Source organism: Streptomyces blattellae, from assembly GCF_009709555.1.
In the GTDB taxonomy this organism is placed as follows: domain Bacteria; phylum Actinomycetota; class Actinomycetes; order Streptomycetales; family Streptomycetaceae; genus Streptomyces; species Streptomyces blattellae.
Map to the genome: position 1 here is coordinate 93,331 of NZ_WJBG01000252.1, position 12,782 is coordinate 106,112.

A 12,782-nucleotide genomic window follows, 5' to 3' on the forward strand; every position below is an offset into this window, starting at 1 on the left:
ACGGGCTGTTCGGCCAGGATCACGGATTGTGGGAAGGTGCGCTTTCGGTCGCATGTCCGAGAAGTGTGAGGTGGCCGAAGATCGTCCGTCGCCCTGCCGCGCGCATGGTCCCGACGACGCCGGACCCGTCCGAGTGGGCGTCAAGGACGGCGGGCACATGACGAACGGCAAGGTAAAGAGGCATATTCGCGAGAGTCCGCTCGCGCCGGACGTCCGGCGCCGCTCGACGGTGGGTCCGGACGGCATACTGCCCGTCTCGTCCATGTGTGCGGACATCGAAGGCCAGTTCGTCATGGTCAACGCGTCGGCCGACCATGTGAAGATCGAGAACGCGCGGCGCAATCCCGACGCTCGCTGTCCCGCCACGCCTCCGGGAACCCCTCACCCCTTGACCGCCCTTCACTGCCCCTTCACCCACCGGTACTGCAACTCCGGCCGCCCCACGGTCCCGTACTGCGGACTGCGTGCCGCTCGTCCCGCGTCCACCAGATGTTCCAGATACCGGCGGGCGGTGATCCTGGAGATCCCCACCGCCTCCGCGACGCCCGTCGCCGTCAGGCCGTCACCGCAGTCCCGCAGCGCCACCGACACCCGCTCCAGCGTCGGGGCGCTCAGCCCCTTCGGCAGGGCGGCCGGGCTCGGGGCGCGCAGGGTCGCCAGGGCGCGGTCGACCTCGTCCTGGCCGCTCGCCTCGCCCGCCGCCGCGTGGAACTCGGCGTACCGCACGAGCCGGTCGCGCAGGGTCGCGAAGGTGAACGGCTTGAGGACGTACTGCACGACGCCCAGCGAGACGCCCTCGCGGACGACCGTCAGATCCCGCGCCGACGTCACCGCTATCACGTCCGCGTGATGGCCGGCCGCCCGCAGCGAGCGGGCCAGTTGCAGGCCGTGCACATCGGGCAGGTGCAGGTCCAACAGCAGCAGATCCACCGGCGTACGGTCCAGCGCGCGCCGCGCCTGAGCGCCGGTGTGCGCCTTGCCGACCGCGACGAAGCCGGGGACGCGGCCGACGTACATCACATGCGCGTCGGCGGCCACCGGGTCGTCCTCCACGACCAGGACCCGGATGGGCTGCTGGGCCGCTGTCATCCGCCACCTCCGGTCACCGCATGCTCGGACACCGGCCTATTCAACGGCAACCGCACGTCGAACTCGGCCCCGCCCCCGGCCGCCTCCGCCACCCTCAGCTTCCCCTCGTGCCGGGTCACCGCCTGCCGCACGAGGGCCAGGCCGAGCCCCCGCCCGCCCGGACCCGCAGGCTTGGTCGAGAAGCCGCGCTGGAAGACCGCCTCCGCGTGCGCGGGATCGACGCCCGCACCCGTGTCGGACACCCGCAGCACCAGCTCACCGCTTTTCGTGTACGCCGTCACCGTCACCCGCGCCCGTACGCTGCCCTGCGCCGCGTCCACCGCGTTGTCGATCAGGTTGCCCAGGATGGTGACCAGGTCCCGCGCGGGCAGCGACGCGGGCAGCAGTCCGTCGTCCAGGCGGCTGTCCTCCGACACCTCCAGCTCCACGCCCCGCTCGTTCGCCTGCGCCGTCTTGCCGAGCAGCAGGGCCGCGAGGACCGGCTCGCTCACCGCGGCCACCACCTGGTCGGTCAGCGCCTGCGCCAGCTCCAGCTCGGCCGTGGCGAAGTCCACGGCCTCCTCCGCGCGGCCCAGCTCGATCAGCGAGACCACCGTGTGGAGGCGGTTCGCCGCCTCGTGGGCCTGCGAGCGCAGCGCCTGGGTGAAGCCCCGTTCGGAGTTCAACTCGCCCATGAGGGACTGGAGTTCGGTCACATCGCGCAAGGTCACCACGGTCCCGCGCCGCTCGCCGCCGGACACCGGCGAGGTGTTCACCACGAGCACCCGGTCCGCCGTCAGATGCACCTCGTCCACCCGCGGCTCCGACGCCAGCAGCGCGCCGGTGAGCGGGGCGGGCAGGCCCAGGTCGGCGACCGAGCGGCCGATCACCTCCTCGCTCACCCCGAGCAGTTCCCGCGCCCCGTCGTTGATCAGCGCCACCCGGTACTGCCCGTCGAGCATCAGCAGACCTTCGCGTACGGCGTGCAGGGCGGCCTGGTGGTAGTCGTGCATGTTGCTCAGCTCGGCCGCGTTCATGCCGTGGGTGTGGCGGCGCAGCCGGGCGTTGACGACGTAGGAGCCGATCGCGCCCAGGGCGAGGGCGCCGGCCGCGACGCCGATCAGCGCGGTCAGCTGGCCCTGGACCCGCTTGCTGATCGCCTCGACCCTGATGCCCGCGCTGACCAGGCCGACGACCTCCCCGCCGTCCCGGACCGGGGTGACCGCCCGGACCGACGGGCCGAGCGTGCCCGTATAGGTCTCGGTGAAGGACTCGCCGCGCAGCGCCGGCTCGATATGGCCGAGGAAGCGCTCGCCTATCTCGTCCTTGTCGGGGTGGGTCCAGCGGATGCCCTGCGGGTTCATGATCGTCACGAAGTCGACGTCGGCGTCCTCGATGACCCGCAGCGCGTACGGCTGGAGCCGGGCGCTGGGGTCGTCGGTGCGGATCGCCTCCCGTACGGAGGGGGAGTCGGCGACCGAGCGGGCCACGCCCATGGCCTGGCGCCCCGCCGCGTCCTCGGCCTGGTCGCGGTCGCTGACATAGGTGAACAGCGCGTACCCGAGCACCACGACCGTGAGCAGCACGGCCTGCACGGCGAAGAGCTGGCCGGCCAGGCTGCGGGGTCTCGGGAGGCGTACGTGCATGTCGTCAGTGTGCCTCCGACGGTGGGCCCGTCCGACGGCTCATGCCGGAGACGCGGGGTTCGGCCCGCGCATCCGCGGCGTTGCCGTCGGTCGCCGGTGCTCCGCGCCGACGCCTGCCTCCGCCCTGCACCCGCACCCGCACAACCCCGCTCACCTGTGACGATGAGGAAGCGCGCCGTCCGTCCGGCCTGATTCGCCGGACGCGGCCCCCGTATGAACTAAATGAACGGAAGGGTGACCGCCCTCACAGGGCGGGAGATAGTCACGGCAGCCCGCGGAGCACCGCTCCCGGGCGGATCCCCCAAAAACCCCGCAACTTCCCGGACGTGAGCCGCACGCCGGTGATGCCGACGACGTCGTCAAGGAGGGCCGCCGTGACCAGCGCAGCCGACAGGGCACCTGCCGCACCCCGAGCCAAACGGGATCGTAGCCATTACCTCTACATCGCGGTGATCGCCGCGGTGGCCGCGGGCATCGTCGTGGGCATGGTGGCGCCCGACTTCGCCGTCGAGCTGAGGCCCATCGGTACCGGGTTCGTGAACCTGATCAAGATGATGATCTCGCCGATCATCTTCTGCACGATCGTGCTGGGCATCGGCTCGGTACGGAAGGCCGCGAAGGTCGGCGCCGTGGGCGGTATCGCCCTCGGCTACTTCCTGACGATGTCGCTGGTCGCCCTCGGCATCGGCCTGATCGTCGGCAACCTCCTGGAGCCGGGCTCCGGCCTCGCGGTGACCGACGCGGTCAGGGAAGCCGGTCACGCACAGGTCGACGCGGAGGCCGAGAGCACCACCGAGTTCCTGCTCGGCATCATCCCGGCCACGATGGTCTCCGCCTTCACCGAGGGCGAGGTGCTCCAGACCCTGCTGATCGCCCTGCTCGCCGGGTTCGCGCTGCAGGCCATGGGCTCCGCCGGACAGCCGGTCCTGCGCGGGATCGAGCACATCCAGCGCCTGGTCTTCCGTATCCTCGCGATGGTGATGTGGGCGGCTCCGGTCGGTGCCTTCGGTGCCATGGCGGCCGTCGTCGGATCGGCCGGCGTGGACGCGCTGAGGGACCTCGCCATCCTGATGGTCGGCTTCTACATCACCTGCTTCCTGTTCGTCTTCATCGTGCTCGGCGCGCTGCTGAAGATGATCGCGGGCCTGAACATCCTCTCCCTCTTCAAGTACCTGGGCCGGGAGTTCCTGCTGATCCTGTCCACCTCGTCGTCCGAGTCCGCGCTGCCGCGGCTCATCGCGAAGATGGAGCACCTGGGCATCAGCAAGCCGGTGGTCGGCATCACCGTTCCGACCGGCTACTCCTTCAACCTCGACGGCACCATGATCTACATGACCATGGCGTCGCTGTTCATCGCCGACGCGATGGGTACGCCGATGTCGATCGGCGAGCAGATCCCGCTGCTGCTGTTCCTGCTGCTGGCGTCCAAGGGCGCGGCGGGTGTCACCGGCGCCGGTCTCGCCACCCTGGCGGGCGGGCTCCAGTCCCACAAGCCCGCGCTGGTCGACGGCATCGGTCTCATCGTCGGCATCGACCGCTTCATGAGCGAGGCCCGCGCCCTGACGAACTTCGCGGGCAACGCGGTCGCCACGGTGCTGGTCGGTACGTGGACCAAGGAGATCGACCGGGAGCGGGTGGACCAGGTTCTCGCCGGCCGGCTCCCGTTCGACGAGCAGACCCTGCTGGACGACGACCACGAATCGCCCGTGGAGACGCCCGAGCAGAAGGAACTGGCGAAGGCGTAGCCGCCACTCCTGCGATACCCCGAGCGGCCAGGTGCTCCCCCGCAGCCTGGCCGCTCGGTCCGTTCCGCCACTCCGTTCCTCGCCAAGGAGCCGTTGCCCTGACGTCGGCGTCAAGGCTTACGTTCGTAGGCATGCGAATCGGCGAGCTGGCCGCACGGGCCGGGACCACGACGCGGACGCTGCGGTACTACGAGTCGCGGGGCCTGCTGCCCGCGCGGCGCGGGAGCAACGGCTACCGGACGTACGACGAGGACGACCTGAAGCTGCTCCGGCAGATCCGGACGCTGCAGGACATCGGGTTCGACCTGGAGGAGACCCGGCCCTTCGTGGAGTGCCTGCGGGCCGGGCACCCCGAGGGCGACGCGTGCCCTGCCTCCCTCGCGGTGTACCGGCGGAAGCTGGACGAACTGGACGCACTGATCGGGGAGCTTCAGACGGTACGGGCGCAGATCGGAGTGCGGCTGGCGACGGCCGGGGGCGAACCACCGTTGTGCGAACTGGGAGGGCGGGAACTGTGATCAAGGCGGCGGGCGTGGCCGAGGTGACGGACGCGGATTTCGACGCGGAGGTGATCGGGGCGGATCTTCCGGTGCTGGTGGAGTTCACCGCCGACTGGTGTCCGCCGTGCCGGCAGATGGGGCCGGTGCTCAGCGCCCTCGCCGACGAGACGAGAGACCGCCTGAAGGTGGTCCAGCTGGATGTGGACACCAACCCGGAGATCACGAACGCGTACAAGGTGCTGTCGATGCCGACCTTCATGGTCTTCCGAGGCGGCGAGCCGGTGAAGTCGATGGTGGGCGCGCGGACCAAGCGGCGGCTGCTGGAGGAACTCGCCGACGTGCTGTAGCCGGCCGAAGACGAAAGAAATCCCCCGGGCAATTGCGCTCGGGGGATTTCTTTGCGTATATTTAATGGTTCGCGACTTCGAGGTGATTGTCGTTCAAGGTGGCTGTCGCGAAGAAGTTTAATGAGCACAGTATATCCGGGCGGGAGCGGAATTGTCAAACAGCGAATTGCAAGACGATGAAATGCGCCGCGAGCAGGAATTCCTCGACGGGCTGTACGCGCGCGTGGACGCGCTGCGCGGCGACACCGAGGCCTCCGTCACGGACGCGCTCGCCCAGGGCAGCACACCCATGCAGGCCCGCCTGGAGCGGGACATCCTCGTCGCCGAACGCTCCGGTCTGCTCGCCGCGCTGAACGCGGTGGACGGCTCCCTCTGCTTCGGCCGGATCGACCTCACCTCCGGCGTCAGCCACCACATCGGCCGGATCGGCCTGCGCGCCGGCGACGCCGAACGCACTCCGGTCCTGATCGACTGGCGTGCCGACGTCGCCCGCCCCTTCTACCTGGCCACCGGCCATACCCCGATGGGCCTGCGCCGCCGCCGGCACATCAGCACCGACGGCCGCCGGGTCACCGCCCTGCACGACGAGTTCCTCGACATCGGCGACGCCACCCGCACCGGCCACGAGGACCCGGCCGGCGACGACGTGCTGCTCGCCGCGCTCAACTCCGCGCGCACCGGCCGGATGACCGACATCGTGCAGACCATCCAGGCAGAGCAGGACGAGATCATCCGCGCACCGCACCGCGGGGTGCTGGTGGTGGAAGGCGGACCGGGCACCGGCAAGACGGCGGTGGCCCTGCACCGGGCGGCCTATCTCCTCTACGAGCACCGCGAACTGCTCGCCAAGCGTGCCGTCCTGATCGTCGGCCCCAACCCCGCCTTTCTCGGCTACATCGGCGAGGTGCTGCCCTCGCTGGGCGAGACCGGCGTGCTCCTCGCCACGGTCGGCGAGCTGTTCCCCGGCGTACGGGCTACGGCGGCGGACCCGCCCGAGGCGGCGGCGGTGAAGGGCCGCGCGGAGATGGCCGACGTGCTGGCCCGGGTCGTACGGGACCGGGCCGCCCTGCCCGACCCGGTGATCGCGATCGAGCACGACCGCGAGATCCTGATGCTCGACGACGGCCTGGTCGGCGTCGCCCGCGAGCGCACCCGCGCCGCCGGGCTTCCGCACAACGCGGCCCGCGAGCACTTCGAGGGCCACATCCTCAACACGCTCACCGAGCTGTACGCCGAGCGCGTCGGCACCGACCCGTACGACGGTACGAGCCTCCTCGACGCCGCCGACATCACCCAGATCCGCGACGAGCTGGCCGAGAACCCCGAAGTCTGGTCCGCCATCGACCAGCTGTGGCCCAGGATCACCCCGCGCCGTCTGGTCGCGGACTTCCTGGCCGAGCCCGAGGGGTACCTCTCCGACGCCGACGCGGCCGCCGTCCGCCGCCCGGTCACCCGCGCCTGGACGGTGGCGGACGTACCGCTGCTCGACGAGGCGGCCGAACTGCTGGGCGAGGACGACCGTCTGGCGCGGGCGCGCGCGGAACGGGAACGCGAGCGGCAGGTGTCGTACGCGCAAGGCGTGCTGGACGTGTCGTACGCGTCCCGCACCTACGAGTTCGAGGACAAGCAGGACGACGACCCGGACGCCTCCGAGGTGCTGTCCGCGCACGACATCATCGACGCCGAGCGGTTCGCCGAACGCCATGAGGAGGACGACCACCGCAGCGCCGCCGAGCGCGCGGCGGCCGACCGGACCTGGGCGTTCGGGCACATCATCGTCGACGAGGCGCAGGAGCTGTCGCCGATGGCGTGGCGGCTGCTGATGCGCCGCAGCCCCACCCGCTCGATGACGCTGGTCGGCGACCCGGCGCAGACAGCGGAGGCGGCGGGCGTCGGCTCCTGGCAGAAGATCCTCCAGCCGTACGTCGAGGACCGCTGGGAGCACACCCGCCTCGGCGTCAACTACCGCACACCCGCCGAGATCATGGACCTCGCGGCGGCCGTCGTCCGCGCCGAGCACCCGGACTTCGAACCGCCGAGTTCCGTACGGTCCACCGGTGTACGGCCCTGGGTACGGGCGACCGACGATATCCCCGGCGCGGTCGCCAAGGCGGTCGGGGAACTGACCCCGGCCGAGGGCCGCCTCGCGGTCATCGCACCGCGGGAACTCCACCGGACGCTGGCCGCACGGCTCGACGGAGTCTCCGCGGGCGCGGAGCCGGACCTCACACAGACCGTCGTGCTGCTGGATCCGCGCCAGTCGAAGGGCCTGGAGTTCGACTCGGTGCTGGTGGTGGAGCCGGGGCGGTACGGGACGAGCGACCTGTACGTGGCGCTGACCCGGGCGACGCAGCGCCTGGGGGTGCTGCACACGGGCCCGCTGCCGAGAGGACTGGCCGGAACCAGCCCGATCAGCCCCTCCGGCGTTTGAGGAGCGGGGGTCCGGGGGCGGAGCCCCTGGGGATGGGACGGGTAAGGGCGGCGGGGCGAGAAACCGCCTGGCCTAGGCCGGTCGCAGCCAGACGGTGCCCAGCGGTGGCAACGTCACGCGGATGCTCGCCGCCCGCCCGTGCCATCCCTGCGGTTCCGGCTTGATCGTGTCGGGATTGGTCACGTCGCCGCCGCCGTACCGGCCGGCGTCCGTGTTGAGCGTCTCGTGCCAGGCGGGGACGTCGTCGGGGACACCGAGGCGGTAGTCCTGGCGGACGACCGGGGAGAAGTTGGAGACGGACAGCAGCGGGACGCCCTCCGCGTCGTACCTCAGGAACGCGAAGACGTTGTCCTCGGTCGCGTCCCCCACCACCCACTGGAAGCCGGCCGGTTCGGTGTCGAGCTGCCACAGGGACGGGGTCGCCCGGTAGACGGTGTTCAGGTCGCGTACCAGGTCCCGTACCCCGCGATGGTCGGCCTCCGCCCCGTACGCCGGGTCCAGCAGCCACCAGTCCGGCCCGTGCGCCTCCGACCACTCCGCCCCCTGGGCGAACTCCTGGCCCATGAACAGGAGTTGCTTGCCGGGGTGGGCCCACATGAAGCCCAGGTAAGCGCGGTGGCCGGCGCGCTGCTGCCACCAGTCGCCCGGCATCTTCGACACCAGCGACCGCTTGCCGTGCACGACCTCGTCGTGCGAGATCGGGAGCACGTAGTTCTCGCTGTAGGCGTACACCATCGAGAAGGTCATCTCGTGGTGGTGGTACTTGCGGTGGACCGGCTCGTGGGCGAGGTAGCCCAGCGAGTCGTGCATCCAGCCCATGTTCCATTTCAGGCCGAAGCCGAGGCCCCCGAAGCCGCCGGGCCCCATGTGGTGCGTGGCGCGGGTGACGCCGTCCCAGGCCGTCGACTCCTCGGCGATCGTCACGACGCCCGGCACCCGCCGGTAGACCGTGGCGTTCATCTCCTGCAGGAAGCCGACCGCGTCCAGGTTCTCCCGGCCGCCGTGCTCGTTCGGCAGCCACTGACCCGGCTCGCGCGAGTAGTCGAGGTAGAGCATGGAGGCGACGGCATCCACCCGCAGCCCGTCGATGTGGAACTCCTCGCACCAGTACACGGCGTTGGCGACAAGGAAGTTGCGCACCTCGCGCCGGCCGTAGTCGAACTCCAGGGTGCCCCAGTCGGGGTGCGCGGCCCGCAGCGGGTCCTCGTGTTCGTACAGCGGGCGGCCGTCGAACTCGGCCAGCGCCCAGTCGTCACGCGGGAAGTGCGCCGGGACCCAGTCCATCAGGACGCCGATGCCGGCCTGGTGCAGGGCGTCCACCAGGTACTTGAAGTCGTCGGGCGTGCCCAGCCGGGCGGTCGGCGCGTAGAAGCCGGTGACCTGGTAGCCCCAGGAGCCGCCGAAGGGGTGTTCGGCGACCGGCATCAACTCGACGTGCGTGAAGCCGAGGTCCTTGACGTAGGCCGGCAGCTGCTCGGCCAGCTGACGGTAGGTCAGGCCGGGGCGCCAGGACGGGAGATGGATCTCGTAGACGGAGAAGGGCGCCCGGTGCGCGGGGACCTGTCCGCGCCCGGCCAGCCACTCCGCATCGCCCCACGTGTGGTGCGAGGCGTCCACGATGGAGGACGTGTTCGGCGGAATCTCCGTGCGGCGGGCCAGCGGGTCGGCGCGCAGGGTCTTGGAACCGTCCGGGCGGGTGATCTCGAACTTGTACAGCTCGCCTTCTCCTGTGCCGGGCACGAACAGCTCCCAGACGCCGGAGCCGCCGAGCGAGCGCATCGGATACCCGGTGCCGTCCCAGAAGTTGAAGGTGCCGGCCAGGCGGACGCCGAGCGCGTTCGGCGCCCAGACGGTGAAGCGGGTCCCGGTCACGCCCTGGTGGGTCATCGGCTGCGCGCCGAGCGCCGTCCACAGCCGCTCGTGCCGGCCCTCGCCGATCAGATGCAGATCGAGGTCCCCCAGCGCGGGCAGGAAGCGGTACGCGTCCTCGGTGTCCTGCACCGACCCCTCGTACGCCACCAGCAGCCGGTACGCCGGCACCTCACGCAGCGGCAGCAGCCCCGAGAAGAACCCGTCCCCGTTGTCGTGCAGCACCGCCCGCAGATCACCGGCGACGACCGTCACGGACAGTGCGTACGGCCGGAAGGCACGGAACGCGACGCCGCCGGGGACCGGGTGGGCGCCGAGCACGGAGTGCGGGGAGTGGTGCGTGCCGCTCAGCAGCCGCTCACGGTCACCGGCGTCGACGGCGGGGGAGACGGGAGCCTCCGGCGGTGGGGCGGAGTTCGGCGCGGGGTCCTTACCTGCGGTGACCTTCACCGGCGTGGCCTTCCGGGCGGCCGTTTTCTGCGCCGGGATCTTCTTCTTCGCGGCGGTCGTCTTGGCCACCACCGGCTTCTTGGCGTCCGTCTTCTTCGCAGCGGTCTTCTTCGCCGTGGCCTTCTTGGCAGCCGCCTTCTTGGTGGCCACTTTCTTGGCAGCGGTCTTCTTCGCCGTGGCCTTCGCGGCCGTGGCCTTCTTCGCCGTCTTCTTCGCAGGCGAAGCCACCTTCTTCGCAGGCGAAGCCACCTTCTTCGCAGGCGAAGCCGCCTTCGCCGCCTTCGTCTCCTTCGCGGCGCTGTTCTCCTCTGCCGTCTTCTGCGGACCGTCGGACGGGGTGCGGGGGGTCACGGGCGGGGCCTCCTCGGCGAAGGTCAGGTGAGGTGGGTCTGGTCGGGTCTGGTCGGGTCCGGTCACTCGGACGCGGCGAGGCGGCGTACCGCGGACATCGGTACGGGGAGCCAGTCGGGGCGGTGCCGGGCCTCGTAGACGACTTCGTAGATCGCCTTGTCGGTCTCGTAGGCGCGCAGCAGCACCGCGTCGGTGCGCGGATCGCCGCCGCCGGCCTCGGCGTACCCGGAGCAGTACGCGGCCCGGCACGTCCGTGCCCAGTCCGGTGCGGGCGGGTCGGCGGAGTGGGCGGCGTAGTCGAAGGAGCGGAGCATCCCGGCGATGTCCCGCACGGGCGGCTGGGGCATCCGGCGTTCGGCGAGCGGCTTGGACGGCTCGCCCTCGAAGTCGATCAGCCGCCACTGACCGGCGGGCGAGCGCAGACACTGGCCGAGGTGGAGGTCGCCGTGGATGCGCTGGGCGGTCCAGGTGCGGCCTTCGGTGGCCAGGTCGGCCAGCGCCTCGAACGCGGAGCGCAGCCCGGGTGCGTACGGACGCAGCGCGGGTACCGCCTGCACGGCCGCGTCGAGCCGCTCGACCATGCCGTCGACCAGCAGCCGCAGCTGCGTATGGCCGAGCGTCACGGTGGGCAGCGCACGGGCCAGCGCGGTGTGCACCTCGGCCGTGGCCCGCCCCAGCGCCCGTGCCTCGGCGCCGAAGTCCTCGCCCTTGGCCAGCTCGCGCAGCGCCAGCTCCCAGCCGTCCGTCGCACCCTGTATGAACGGCTGGAGCACGCCCAGCACATAGGTCTGGTCGGCGAGGTCCGCCAGCATCCACGCCGTCGGCGCGGGCACCCGGGGGCAGCCCTCGCGGGCCAGCGCCAGGGGCAGTTCCAGGTCCGGGTTGACGCCGGGCACGATCCGGCGCAACAGCTTCAGAATGAACGTATCTCCGTAGACGACCGACGAGTTGGACTGTTCGGCGGTCACCAGCCGGGGCACCAGACCGGAGCGGATCTCGTGCTCCACGTCCCGCTCGAAGCGCAGGGTGCCGACGCGGGCCCGGGTGCGCAGCGCCTCCAGGAGCACGTCGGCGGGCCGGGGGTCGTGCAGGGCGTCGTACACCGTCCGTCCGGCGAGCGGGCCCTCGGTCACATGCCCGATCAGCGCGGGCGCAAGCCGCGGCGGAAGCGCCGCACGCTCGCCTATCAGCAGCTGGTAGCAGTCGCCGGGGTGGGGCGGGGCGCCCAGCGTGAGCGGCTGGTGGGCGCGCACCAGCAGATGGTGCAGGCCCAGTTTCCCGCCGGCCGGCAGCAGCTCGGTGGCCGCCACCGGCGAGAACCCGGTGACCGGACGTCCCTTGCCCGCGAACCAGCGCTGCCGCGGCAACCACTCCCTGAGCAGGGGATCCAGTGACGCAAGGAGACCTGGCTCGGTCGTGACGGAACGGGTGACGGCTTCCGACATGGCGTCGCGTCCTTTCCCCGGAGTGGTCGGGGTGTTACTGATGCGTGCCCCGGGCGGGACGGGAGAAACCGCCCCGCCCGGGATGTTCGGCCGTGCCTACGCGGGGTCCTTGCGCAGCCGGAACCAGTAGAAGCCGTGGCCCCCGAGGGTCAGCAGATACGGAAGGTGACCGACGGCAGGGAACCGCACCCCGCCGAACAGCTCGACCGGGTGGCGTCCGTTGAACCGGCTCAGGTCCAGCTCGGTGGGCTGTGCGAACCGGGAGAAGTTGTTCACGCACAGCACGAGATCGTCCTCGTACTCGCGCAGGAAGGCGATCACCGCCGGGTTGGAGGACTGCAGTTCGGTGTACGTGCCGAGTCCGAAGGCCGGGTTCTGCTTGCGGATCTCGATCATGCGGCGGGTCCAGTGCAGCAGCGACGACGGGGACGACATCGACGCCTCGACGTTCGTGACCTGGTAGCCGTAGACCGGGTCCATGATCGTCGGCAGGGACAGCCGGCCCGGGTCGCAGGACGAGAAGCCCGCGTTACGGTCCGGGGTCCACTGCATCGGGGTGCGGACGGCGTCGCGGTCGCCGAGCCAGATGTTGTCGCCCATGCCGATCTCGTCGCCGTAGTACAGGATCGGCGAACCCGGGAGGGACAGCAGCAGGGCCGTGAACAGCTCGATCTGGTTGCGGTCGTTGTCGAGGAGGGGGGCGAGGCGGCGGCGGATGCCGATGTTGGCGCGCATACGCGGGTCCTTCGCGTACTCCGCCCACATGTAGTCGCGTTCCTCGTCGGTGACCATTTCCAGGGTCAGTTCGTCGTGGTTGCGCAGGAAGATGCCCCACTGGCAGTTGGAGGGGATCGCGGGGGTCTTGGCGAGGATTTCGGAGACGGGGTAGCGGGATTCCCGGCGTACCGCCATGAAGATCCGGGGCATCAC

At 70.9% G+C, this 12,782-nt stretch carries 9 protein-coding genes; 4 read left to right on the forward strand and 5 right to left on the reverse strand.

From position 1 onward, the window contains the following. Positions 1 to 399: 399 nt before the first annotated feature. Positions 400 to 1,089 (reverse strand): response regulator, encoded by a 690-nt coding sequence (locus tag GFH49_RS38285; RefSeq protein WP_155060655.1) that lies wholly within the window; start codon positions 1,087 to 1,089, stop codon positions 400 to 402. Further along, positions 1,086 to 2,714: a sensor histidine kinase gene (locus tag GFH49_RS38290; RefSeq protein ID WP_155060656.1), complete on the reverse strand. Its 1,629-nt coding sequence runs from the start codon at positions 2,712 to 2,714 to the stop codon at positions 1,086 to 1,088. The genes GFH49_RS38285 and GFH49_RS38290 overlap by 4 nt, the downstream gene beginning before the upstream one ends. 344 nt (positions 2,715 to 3,058) lie before the next feature. Here GFH49_RS38290 and GFH49_RS38295 point away from each other — a divergent pair, with 344 nt between their 5' ends. From GFH49_RS38295 to GFH49_RS38310, 4 genes are all read left to right on the forward strand, one after another. Then, positions 3,059 to 4,459 (forward strand): cation:dicarboxylate symporter family transporter, encoded by a 1,401-nt coding sequence (locus GFH49_RS38295; protein ID WP_196218283.1) that lies wholly within the window; start codon positions 3,059 to 3,061, stop codon positions 4,457 to 4,459. Positions 4,460 to 4,590: 131 nt separating this feature from the next. Next, complete coding sequence (locus GFH49_RS38300; RefSeq protein WP_155060658.1) at positions 4,591 to 4,977, forward strand: MerR family transcriptional regulator; 387 nt, start codon at positions 4,591 to 4,593, stop codon at positions 4,975 to 4,977. Continuing rightward, positions 4,974 to 5,306 carry a thioredoxin family protein gene (locus tag GFH49_RS38305; RefSeq protein WP_155060659.1) on the forward strand — a complete coding sequence of 111 codons (333 nt, stop codon included), beginning with the start codon at positions 4,974 to 4,976 and terminating at the stop codon, positions 5,304 to 5,306. The genes GFH49_RS38300 and GFH49_RS38305 overlap by 4 nt, the downstream gene beginning before the upstream one ends. A gap of 181 nt (positions 5,307 to 5,487) precedes the next feature. Then, complete coding sequence (locus GFH49_RS38310) at positions 5,488 to 7,737, forward strand: HelD family protein (RefSeq protein ID WP_155060660.1); 2,250 nt, start codon at positions 5,488 to 5,490, stop codon at positions 7,735 to 7,737. A gap of 72 nt (positions 7,738 to 7,809) precedes the next feature. On the opposite strand, the gene glgB is transcribed toward GFH49_RS38310, so the two are convergent. The 3 genes from glgB to GFH49_RS38325 form a co-directional block, all read right to left on the reverse strand. After that, positions 7,810 to 10,407: a 1,4-alpha-glucan branching enzyme gene (glgB, locus tag GFH49_RS38315; protein ID WP_155060661.1), complete on the reverse strand. Its 2,598-nt coding sequence runs from the start codon at positions 10,405 to 10,407 to the stop codon at positions 7,810 to 7,812. A gap of 62 nt (positions 10,408 to 10,469) precedes the next feature. Next, positions 10,470 to 11,852, reverse strand: coding sequence for a maltokinase N-terminal cap-like domain-containing protein (locus GFH49_RS38320; protein ID WP_155060662.1), 1,383 nt, complete (start codon positions 11,850 to 11,852; stop codon positions 10,470 to 10,472). A 96-nt stretch (positions 11,853 to 11,948) separates the two neighbouring features. After that, positions 11,949 to 12,782, reverse strand: an 834-nt coding sequence (locus GFH49_RS38325; protein ID WP_196218281.1) for an alpha-glucosidase C-terminal domain-containing protein, incomplete at its 5' end; no start/stop codon positions are given.

Bases quoted from the DNA above. Each gene is read 5' to 3' on its own strand.
- GFH49_RS38295 (WP_196218283.1), top strand. From the start codon at position 3,059: ATGCCGACGACGTCGTCAAGGAGGGCCGCCGTGACCAGCGCAGCCGAC.
- GFH49_RS38300 (WP_155060658.1), top strand. From the start codon at position 4,591: ATGCGAATCGGCGAGCTGGCCGCACGGGCCGGGACCACGACGCGGACG.
- GFH49_RS38320 (WP_155060662.1), bottom strand. From the start codon at position 11,852: ATGTCGGAAGCCGTCACCCGTTCCGTCACGACCGAGCCAGGTCTCCTT.
- GFH49_RS38310 (WP_155060660.1), top strand. From the start codon at position 5,488: ATGCGCCGCGAGCAGGAATTCCTCGACGGGCTGTACGCGCGCGTGGAC.
- GFH49_RS38285 (WP_155060655.1), bottom strand. From the start codon at position 1,089: ATGACAGCGGCCCAGCAGCCCATCCGGGTCCTGGTCGTGGAGGACGAC.
- GFH49_RS38290 (WP_155060656.1), bottom strand. From the start codon at position 2,714: ATGCACGTACGCCTCCCGAGACCCCGCAGCCTGGCCGGCCAGCTCTTC.